This window comes from Streptomyces europaeiscabiei, assembly GCF_001550375.1.
GTDB classification, from domain to species: Bacteria; Actinomycetota; Actinomycetes; order Streptomycetales; family Streptomycetaceae; genus Streptomyces; species Streptomyces europaeiscabiei.
On the sequence record NZ_LRTR01000475.1, the window covers coordinates 1 to 7,640 of the forward strand.

Below are 7,640 nucleotides of genomic sequence, written 5' to 3' on the forward strand. Positions count from 1 at the left end.
GCGCAGCAGCAGCCGCGCCCCGCCCGCCGCGATCGCCAGCCGCCCCGGCGGGGTGTAGAACAACACCGCCCCGGCCGCCACGGCCCACCAGGACGCGGTCGGCAGCCAGGCGTAAGGTCCGAGCAGGTTCCCGAGCGCGGTCAGCGGGACGACCCACCGCAGCCCGAGCAGCGTGAACAGCGGGACGAGCAGCAGGAGCTGGACGAGTCGCGCCCGCACGGGCACGGGGTCCACCGCCCGGCGGGGCCCGTCCCCCTCGCCGGACTCCTCCAGATACCGGGCCAGCTTCCTGAGCGTGGGCCGCTGGTAGATGTCCACCACCGCGACGCGCGGGTACCGGGTCCGCAGCCGGGTCGTCAGCTGGGCGGCGGCCAGGCTGCCGCCGCCGATCGCGAAGAAGTCGTCGCCCGCGCCGCCGACCGGGATGCCCAGCACCTCCGCCCACTGCTCGGCGAGCCACGCCTCGGTGCCGTACAGCTCCTCGGTCGGCCCGGCGGTCCCCAGATCGGCCAACGGCCACGGCAGGGCGTTCCGGTCGACCTTCCCCGACGTCCGGGTCGGCAGCTCGGCCACCGGCGCCAGCAGCGGCACCAACGCGGCGGGCAGCTCGGCCCGCAGCTTCTCCACAGCCGTGGCCTGGTCCCAGCCGTCCTGGGTGACGACGTACCCGACAAGCAGCTGATTGCCGCTCCGCGCGGTCCGTACGGCCGCCGCGGCGCCCGCGACCCCGGGCAGCCCCTGCAGCGCGGCGTCGACCTCGCCCAGCTCGATCCGCCGCCCGCCGAGTTTGATCTGCTCGTCGGCCCGCCCGAGGAAGACCAGCCCCTCGGGCTCGGCCTGCACCAGGTCACCGCTGCGATAGGCGCGCTCCCAGCCCAGCGACTCCAGCGGCGCGTACTTCTCCGCGTCCTTCTCGGCGTCGAGATACCGCGCGAGCCCCACGCCACCGATCACGAGCTGCCCGCTGTCACCCATCGCCACGGGCTCCCCGGCCTCGTCGACGACGGCCAGCTCCCACCCGTCGAGCGGCAGCCCGATCCGGATCGGCTCCTCGCCGGACATCAGCGAGGCGCAGGCGACGACAGTGGCCTCGGTCGGCCCGTACGTGTTCCAGACCTCGCGGCCCTCCGTCACCAGCCGCTGCGCCAGCTCCGGCGGGCAGGCCTCACCGCCGAAGATCAGCAGCCGTACGTCGCCCAGGGCCTCGGGCTCCCAGAGCGCGGCCAGCGTCGGCACGGTCGACACGACCGTGATCTCCTGCTCGACGAGCCAGGGCCCCAGATCGGCGCCGCTCCTGACCTGTGAGCGCGGCACCGGCACCAGACAGGCCCCGTACCGCCAGGCCAGCCACATCTCCTCGCAGGACGCGTCGAAGGCCACCGAGAGGCCGGCCATCACCCGGTCCCCGGGCCCGATCGGCTCCTCCGTCAGGAACAGCTCCGCCTCGGCGTCCACGAACGCGGCCGCGCTGCGGTGGCTCACGGCCACACCCTTGGGCTTCCCGGTGGACCCGGAGGTGAAGATGATCCACGCGTCGTGCTCGACCCCGGGACGCGCGGCGGGGGAATCGGACGCGCCGTTGACGGTCAGCCGGTGCCCGGCCCCGACGACCGCCCGCACCTCCGCCTCCCCGAACACCAGCTCGGCCCGCTCATCGGGGTCCTCGGCGTCGACGGGTACATAGGCGGCCCCGGCGGCGAGCACCGCGAGGACGGCGACATACAGCTCGTTCGTGCCCGACGGCACCCGCACCCCGACCCGGTCCCCGAGCCCGACCCCCGCCGCACCCAGCCGCCGCCGCAGGTCCTCCACCTCGACCGCCAGCGCGCGATAGGTCAGCCGCCGCTTCCCGTCGTCCAGCGCGGGCTCGTCCGGGTACGACCGTACGGACGCCTCGAAGACATCGACGAGCGTGCGCGGGGAGGCCGCCGGACCGGCAGAGAATCGCGCCGTTCCGCCGAACCCCCCGGCTCCCTCCGCCAGCTCCCCGTCGAGCAGCGTCAGGTCGGGACTCTCGTACACGGCGGCCATCGGATCCTCGCCTCTCGAACCCGGACCATCCGGGGGCACCGACGGGCCCGCAGGTCTGCCTGGGGATATTTCCGTATCGGCACCGAACAAGCCCAATACTCTAGTGCTCGGGTGACTACGGCCTGTCGTGGCGGCCAAGCGGGGGCGTCCGCCAGGTGACCCGGAGGGGTGCCGGGATGGGTCGTGACCTGGGGTTCTTCTGGTGGGAGGAGACGTCGCCCACATTTGGCCAGTTTAACGCTCGAAGGCCGCGACCTGATGGTCGCGGCCTTCGCCACTATGTGTCCGAGGGGGGACTTGAACCCCCACGCCCGATAAAGGGCACTAGCACCTCAAGCTAGCGCGTCTGCCATTCCGCCACCCGGACAAGGTGTCTGTCGTGCGCGGTTTCCCTCGCGGCGACGGAGAAAACATTACCAGGCTTTCCGGGGCCCTCGATCACACCCCGTCCCCTGGGCGGTGGGGCGTGAACGGCTTGTGACGGGCCGGTCCCGGTCTTGGGGCGGAAGGCCGGGCAGGAGGAGGATGAGGGGGAACCACCAGCAGCGACAGCGGGAGGAACCAGCGTGAGCGAGACGGACACGGGCAGGCGCGTGACCGGCGAGGACGAGGTCGTGGACCTCTGCCGCGAGCTGATCCAGATCGACACCAGCAACTTCGGCGACCACTCGGGCCCGGGGGAGCGCAAGGCCGCCGAGTACGTCGCCGAGAAGCTGGCCGAGGTGGGCCTTGAGCCGAAGATCTTCGAGTCGCACCCGGGCCGTGCCTCGACGGTGGCCCGCATCGAGGGCGAGGACCCGTCGCGGCCCGCGCTGCTCATCCACGGTCACACCGACGTCGTACCGGCCAACGCGGCGGACTGGACCCACCACCCGTTCTCCGGCGAGGTCGCGGACGGCTGCGTGTGGGGCCGGGGCGCGGTCGACATGAAGGACATGGACGCGATGACGCTGGCGGTCGTCCGCGACCGGCTGCGCAGCGGACGCAAGCCCCCGCGGGACATCGTGCTCGCCTTCCTCGCGGACGAGGAGGCCGGCGGTACGTACGGGGCGAAGCACCTCGTCAAGAACCACGCCGATCTCTTCGAGGGCGTCACCGAGGCGATCAGCGAGGTCGGCGGCTTCTCGTTCACCGTGAGCGAGCAGCGGCGCCTCTATCTGATCCAGACGGCCGAGAAGGGCATGCACTGGATGAAGCTGACCGTGGCCGGGACCGCCGGGCACGGCTCGATGATCCACCGGGACAACGCCATCACGGAGCTGTCGGAGGCCGTCGCGCGCCTCGGCCGCCACCAGTTCCCGGTGCGGGTCACCAAGACCACCCGGGCCTTCCTCGACGAACTCGGCGACGCGCTCGGCACGGAGCTCGACCCGGAGGACATGGAGGGCACCCTCGCCAGGCTCGGCGGCATCGCCAAGCTCATCGGCGCGACCCTGCGGAACACCGCCAACCCCACCCAGCTCGGCGCCGGCTACAAGGTCAACGTCATCCCGGGCGAGGCCACCGCCCATGTCGACGGGCGGTTCCTGCCCGGGTTCGAGGAGGAGTTCCTGGCCGACCTCGACAAGATCCTCGGCCCGAAGGTGCGGCGCGAGGACGTGCACTCCGACAAGGCCCTGGAGACCTCCTTCGACGGGGCGATCGTCGACGCCATGCAGTCGGCGCTGCTCGCCGAGGACCCGGCCGCGAAGGCGGTCCCGTACATGCTCTCCGGCGGTACGGACGCCAAGTCCTTCGACGACCTCGGCATCCGGGGCTTCGGCTTCGCACCGCTCAAGCTGCCGCCGGAGCTGGACTTCGCGGGCATGTTCCACGGCGTCGACGAAAGGGTGCCGGTGGAGGGTCTGCAGTTCGGCGTGCGTGTGCTCGACCGTTTCATCGACGCGTCCTGACATTCCGCGACGGGAGCCAGCCGGTCCCGGACCGGTCCTGAACCGCCTTTGTTCTGTCCGGAATTGCGCGCTGAAACGAGACTGCACTATTCGGCAGCGTGTACGAAGGTCGACCGGGTCGAGTGAATCGGACCATAAGCTCGTAGCTCCATTACTCCCTTCTCGTTACTGGTGATGTGACTCGCTACTTGGGGTCGCTTTGCCTACAAGGAGGAATAATGCTCAAGAAGGTCGTCGCCGTCGCGGCAGCCACCGGTGGTCTGGTTCTCGCGGGCGCGGGTCTGGCCGTTGCCGACGCCGGGGCCCAGGGTGCCGCGATCGGCTCCCCGGGTGTCGCGTCCGGCAATGTCGTCCAGGTGCCGGTTCACGTCCCCGTGAACGTGTGCGGCAACACGATCTCGGTGATCGGGCTGCTGAACCCTGCCTTCGGCAACACCTGCATCAACAAGTGACGTTGTGCCTCACCCGGTGAGGGTCTGAAATAGCCGTCGGCCCCGGAGTGCGCGCCATGCACTCCGGGGCCGACCGGTATCCCGGCAAGGTGTAGAAGATCAGAACATAGGGCTAAGGCAGGTAATTCAGCAATGCGACAGGTCACCCGAAAAGGCCTCATGACGGTGGCGGCCGCGTCCGGTGTGCTCGCCGCGGCGGGCGGCGGTGCGGCGCACGCCGACTCCGGTGCGCAGGGCTCCGCCACCAACTCGCCCGGCGTGCTCTCCGGCAACACCGTGCAGGCGCCGGTGGAGGCCGAACTCAACGTCTGTGGCAACACGGTGAACGTGGTCGGACTGCTCAACCCGGCGGCGGGCAACAAGTGTTCCAACGGCGGCGGCAAGCACGCACGCGGCGGCCAGGGCGGCGGCGGGCACGGTTCCTCGCACGGTGGCTCCCAGGCGGACGGTCACACCAGCGGCTCGCCGGGCGTGGCCTCCGGCAACCACGTACAGGTTCCGGTGCATGTGCCGGTCAACGTGTGCGGCAACAGTGTCAACGTGATCGGTGTCGGCAACCCGGCCACCGACAACGACTGCTACAACGGCGGCGGCGGGCACGGTTCCTCGCACGGTGGCTCCCAGGCGGACGGTCACACCAGCGGCTCGCCGGGCGTGGCCTCCGGCAACCACGTACAGGTTCCGGTCGATGTGCCGGTCAATCTGTGCGGCAACAACATCAGCGTGATCGGTATCGGCAACGGGGTCACGGGCAACGACTGCGGGAACTCGGGCGGCGGAGGGGCGCACGAGAATCCGGGTGGTGGCCACCAGAACCCGCCGGGCGACTTCGAGGAGGCGTCCCCGCAGGTACCGGGCAAGCCGAGTGCACCGGGCAAGCCCGGCGGCGAGATCGCCGGCGGTGACACCAACACCCCGGGCACGCAGACCGTCACCCAGCCCGACGGCGCGGCCCAGCTCGCCCGGACCGGCGGTGACCTGCCGCTGGGGCTCGCACTCCCGGTGGGCGCGGGCGCGCTGATCGGGGGCGCCCTGATCTACCGCAAGGCACGGGCAGCCGCTCTGTAGCCGGAGCCGGCGCGCACAAACGGAGCGGGCCCCGCACCAGCGGGGCCCGCTCCGTTGTACTCCGCCCACTCACCACGTGGCGCGTACCTGGCGAATGATCCGTCGGCGCAACCGCACCCTCCGGCTGCCGTCACGCAGCAGGCTCAGTCGGTCCAACTCCCAGTGTCCGTACTCGGCATGGTCCGTCAGCAGGCGTGTGGCGTCCTTGCGGGAGACCCCGCGCGGTACGTACACGTCGACAAATTCGTATTCCGGCATCGCATCTATTGTGCGGGCTGGGGCCCGGTACGGATAGCGTCTGCACTATGTCTGATGCTGCGCAGCCCACCGCTGCCGAGGTACGCGCCGCCGCCGAGGCGGTCAAGACCGCGCTCGACCGCCACCTGGCGGCGGTCGAACGCCGGTCGGGGGAGGACGACCCGGCCGTCTACGAGGCGTTCAACGAGCTGGCCGCGGCCGCCGAGGAGTACGACGAACTGCTCTATGACCGCTATGACGAGGTCACTCCCTTCGAAATCCCCGGCACCGAGGACATGCCGCCGTACACCGGCCCCGAGGAACCCAGCGCGCTCAGCGTGCTGATCCGCCGGGACTACACGGTGGCCGAACCGCAGCGGCTGCTGGCACAGGCCCAGCGGGTGGAGGCCGCGGAGGCACCGGTCGGCTCCGACGGGGCGGCGAGCACGGTGCACGGTGCGCTGGGTCTGCTGTTCGGGGAGTTCGAGCCGGACGAGATCGCCTCCCGGCACAAGGAGTTCGGTCTGGAGGAGGGGGACTCCACGCTCTGGGTGACCGCGGCGGACGACACCGCCGAGCCCGGTGAGTGGCTGGAGGCACCCTTCGAAGGGGTCGATCCGCAGAGGGTCGTCTGTCGCTTCGACGTCAGCGCGGTCTTCGACGACGACGTGGAGGACGACGACCTCGACGACGACCTCGTGCTCGAACCGGAGCTGGAGGACGACGAGGAGTTGGAACCGCTGGACGCGGATCGCTAGCGCGGGGCTTCGGCCGACGGGCGCCCAGTAGCTCGGGCGCCCCCCCGTAAGCGCCGGGCCGCGTGACCCGCCCCCGTCCGGCACCACCCCGCGGCACGGTCAATCGGCCGACGGCACCTGGGCCTTCAACAACGCCGGCAGCCGAGTCGTGCGCGGCTTCGCCGGGACCTCGGCGACCGCGCGTGGCAGGGCCTGCTCCACACCGTGCACCACGGACAGATGCCGCTCGGCGCGCCCGAAGGCGGTGTAGACCCACGGCCGGCTCAGCGCCTGCGCCGCGTCACCCGGCAGTACCACGACCGCGGCCGGCCACCGGTGCCCCACGGCCTGGTGCGCCGTCAGCGCCCACCCGTGCCGCACGGTCTGCTCCACCCGCTCCTTCGGTACGACGACAGCCGTGCCCGCGCACTCCAGGTGCAGCCCCTCGGCATCGGCCTTCACCACACGGCCGGGCGTCGAACGGCCCGGCGCGGGGGAGTAGGCCACCCGGTCGCCCGGGTCGAACCCGCCGAAGCGGCCCGGACCGGGGTTCAGCCGCTCCTTGAGCGCGGTGTTCAGCGCACGCGTGCCGGCCGCGCCCCCATGCCCAGGAGTGATCACCTGCACCTCCTCGGCGGGGATCCCGAACGCTCTCGGCACCGAGTCCACGACGAGCTGCGCGGTCCGGTGCACCGCCTCGCCCGCGTCCCGCACCGGCACGATCACGACCTCCTTGCCGGGCGCGTCGACCTGGTTCAGCTCTCCGATCCCGATTCCGGAGACCAGCTCGCCGACGGGCCCGGGGTCGGGCGTCCGCGAGGCGACCTGCGGGCAGGCACGGGCGGCGAGCAGATCCGCGAACACCCGGCCCGGTCCGGCGGACCACAGCACCCCCGGGTCGCCGCTGAGCACCAGCCGGGCTCCGTCGGGCAGCGACTCGGCGAGCAGGGCGGCGGTCTCGACGTCCACCTGGGGGGCGTCCAGCACCACGAGCAGGTCGAGGGCGAGCATGCCGTCCACGTCCCGGCCGGGCCCCTCGGTGCCGGACAGCAGCCCGGCGAGGGTCGTCACGGCGGTGTCGCCTCCCTCGGCAAGGGCGCCTTCCCCGTCGGTGTGCGACCGGGAGGGGAATCGCCGTCTCCCGTCCGCGCTGTGCGTCGCCGCGTACGCCCGCAGTCCGAGGGTCCGGGCGGCCGTGACCAGCGCCGCCGGTTCCGCCCGGG

7 protein-coding genes and 1 tRNA gene are annotated in these 7,640 nt (G+C 71.7%); 4 read left to right on the plus strand and 4 right to left on the minus strand.

The window, feature by feature from the left end; all coding sequences use genetic code 11:
* The coding region (locus AWZ10_RS23095; RefSeq protein ID WP_159058325.1) for a non-ribosomal peptide synthetase at window positions 1–2,031 on the minus strand (2,031 nt) is incomplete at its 3' end.
* 282 nt (window positions 2,032–2,313) lie between these two features.
* Window positions 2,314–2,398, minus strand: a tRNA-Leu gene (locus AWZ10_RS23100).
* Window positions 2,399–2,597: 199 nt separating this feature from the next.
* On the opposite strand from AWZ10_RS23100, the gene AWZ10_RS23105 reads away from it, so the two are divergent.
* From AWZ10_RS23105 to AWZ10_RS23115, 3 genes are all read left to right on the plus strand, one after another.
* Complete coding sequence (locus AWZ10_RS23105) at window positions 2,598–3,923, plus strand: M20/M25/M40 family metallo-hydrolase (protein ID WP_060891956.1); 1,326 nt, start codon at window positions 2,598–2,600, stop codon at window positions 3,921–3,923.
* 218 nt (window positions 3,924–4,141) lie between these two features.
* The gene (gene chpH / locus AWZ10_RS23110) at window positions 4,142–4,375 is read left to right on the plus strand and encodes a chaplin ChpH (protein WP_037701886.1); all 234 of its coding nucleotides are present in this window, start codon (window positions 4,142–4,144) and stop codon (window positions 4,373–4,375) included.
* Window positions 4,376–4,507: 132 nt separating this feature from the next.
* A complete protein-coding gene (locus AWZ10_RS23115; RefSeq protein WP_046707729.1) occupies window positions 4,508–5,443 on the plus strand; it encodes a chaplin in 936 nt (311 codons plus the stop codon).
* Between the two features lie 69 nt (window positions 5,444–5,512).
* Here AWZ10_RS23115 and AWZ10_RS23120 read toward each other — a convergent pair whose 3' ends face one another.
* The gene (locus AWZ10_RS23120; protein WP_005485166.1) at window positions 5,513–5,701 is read right to left on the minus strand and encodes a DUF5703 family protein; all 189 of its coding nucleotides are present in this window, start codon (window positions 5,699–5,701) and stop codon (window positions 5,513–5,515) included.
* A 47-nt stretch (window positions 5,702–5,748) separates the two neighbouring features.
* On the opposite strand from AWZ10_RS23120, the gene AWZ10_RS23125 reads away from it, so the two are divergent.
* Complete coding sequence (locus tag AWZ10_RS23125) at window positions 5,749–6,438, plus strand: hypothetical protein (RefSeq protein WP_046707728.1); 690 nt, start codon at window positions 5,749–5,751, stop codon at window positions 6,436–6,438.
* Between the two features lie 99 nt (window positions 6,439–6,537).
* Here AWZ10_RS23125 and AWZ10_RS23130 read toward each other — a convergent pair.
* Window positions 6,538–7,640, minus strand: a 1,103-nt coding sequence (locus AWZ10_RS23130) for an ATP-dependent DNA helicase (protein WP_159058326.1), incomplete at its 5' end; no start/stop codon positions are given.

Coding starts and splice junctions, on each gene's coding strand:
- AWZ10_RS23115 (WP_046707729.1), top strand. CDS start 4,508: ATGCGACAGGTCACCCGAAAAGGCCTCATGACGGTGGCGGCCGCGTCC.
- AWZ10_RS23120 (WP_005485166.1), bottom strand. CDS start 5,701: ATGCCGGAATACGAATTTGTCGACGTGTACGTACCGCGCGGGGTCTCC.
- AWZ10_RS23125 (WP_046707728.1), top strand. CDS start 5,749: ATGTCTGATGCTGCGCAGCCCACCGCTGCCGAGGTACGCGCCGCCGCC.
- chpH (WP_037701886.1), top strand. CDS start 4,142: ATGCTCAAGAAGGTCGTCGCCGTCGCGGCAGCCACCGGTGGTCTGGTT.